Annotated in this window: 1 protein-coding gene; it reads left to right on the forward strand. The window is 65.5% G+C overall.

Translation table 11 applies throughout. The features are described from left to right. The first annotated feature begins 101 nt into the window (after positions 1-101). Positions 102-1,337, forward strand: a complete 1,236-nt coding sequence (locus ACSGC5_RS14900) for an IS256 family transposase (protein ID WP_434971350.1) — start codon at positions 102-104, stop codon at positions 1,335-1,337. The last annotated feature ends 34 nt before the right edge of the window (positions 1,338-1,371 follow it).

The following is a 1,371-nucleotide window of genomic DNA, read 5'->3' on the forward strand; positions in this document are numbered from 1 at the left end:
TAGTTCTCGGGCTCGAGTGTCACGTCGTGAACGTGGTGAGCCATCGTGCGATGGTCAGTGAGTACCGATCAAAGTCACTCACAGAAAGACACAAACACACGATGGCTCTAGACCAGTCTGCCCTGCTTGACCTGCTTGCGGAACTGAAACTCACCGATGTCACCGACCGGATCCGGGTCGCGACCGAGACGCTCTACCAGGAGCTGATCGATGCCGAGGCGACCGCGGTGATCGGCGCCGGCCCGTTCGAACGCACCGCCGCCCGAACCACCCAGCGCAACGGCTCCCGTCCGAGGACCCTGTCGACCACGGCTGGGGATCTGGAGCTGCGGATCCCGAAGCTGCGGCAGGGGACGTTCTTCCCGTCGCTGCTGGAGCGGCGCCGCCGGGTCGATCAGGCGCTGTTCGCGGTGGTGGTGGAGGCCTACCTGCACGGCGTCTCGACCCGGAAGGTCGACGACCTGGTCAAGGCGCTCGGCGCGGACACCGGGATCTCGAAGTCCGAGGTGTCGAGAATCTGCGCCGATCTGGATGCTGAGGTCGCCGCGTTCCGCGATCGTGACCTGGCGCCGGTGGCCTACCCGTATGTGTTCCTGGACGCCACGTACTGCAAAGCGCGGGTGAACCACCGGGTCGTCTCCCAAGCGATCGTCGTCGCCGTTGGGGTCGCCGCTGACGGCCGCCGGGAGGTCCTCGGCTTCGACGTCGGCGACACCGAGAGTGAGCCGTTCTGGACCAGCTTCCTGCGCTCACTCAAGGCCCGTGGGCTGGCCGGCACGAAGCTGGTGATCTCTGACGCGCACACCGGGCTGAAGAAGGCAATCAGCACCGTGCTGCAGGGCGCTGCCTGGCAACGCTGCCGGGTGCACTTCATGCGCAACGTGCTGTCCGTGGTCCCGAAAGGCAGCCAGGACATGGTCGCCAGCGTGATCCGCACGATCTTCGCGCAACCCGACGCCAAGCATGTCATCGCCCAGTTCGACGAGGTCGCCCGCATGCTTGAGCGGTCCCACCCCAAGGTTGCCGCCATGCTCTGCGACGCCAAAGAGGACCTGCTGGCCTTCACCGGGTTCCCGCAAAAGCACTGGCGGCAGATCTGGTCCACCAACCCGCTGGAACGCGTCAACAAAGAGATCAAACGCCGCACCGACGTCGTCGGGGTGTTCCCCAACCCAGCCGCGCTGCTGCGCCTGGCCCGCGCGGTCCTGGTCGAGCAGCACGACGAGTGGGAAGCCGGCGACCGCCGCTACTTCTCCGAGCACTCCATGCGTGAACTCGACACCATGAACAGCGACCAAGTCGAGGAGGTGGTCATCCCCGAGCTCAGCGCGGCATAATCAACACAGCTGACCGCACGGTGTCGAGAAACTC

Origin of the sequence: Microbacterium sp. bgisy207, assembly GCF_965345035.1 — a bacterium.
In the GTDB taxonomy this organism is placed as follows: Bacteria; Actinomycetota; Actinomycetes; order Actinomycetales; family Microbacteriaceae; genus Microbacterium.

Coding starts and splice junctions, on each gene's coding strand:
- ACSGC5_RS14900 (WP_434971350.1), top strand. CDS start 102: ATGGCTCTAGACCAGTCTGCCCTGCTTGACCTGCTTGCGGAACTGAAA.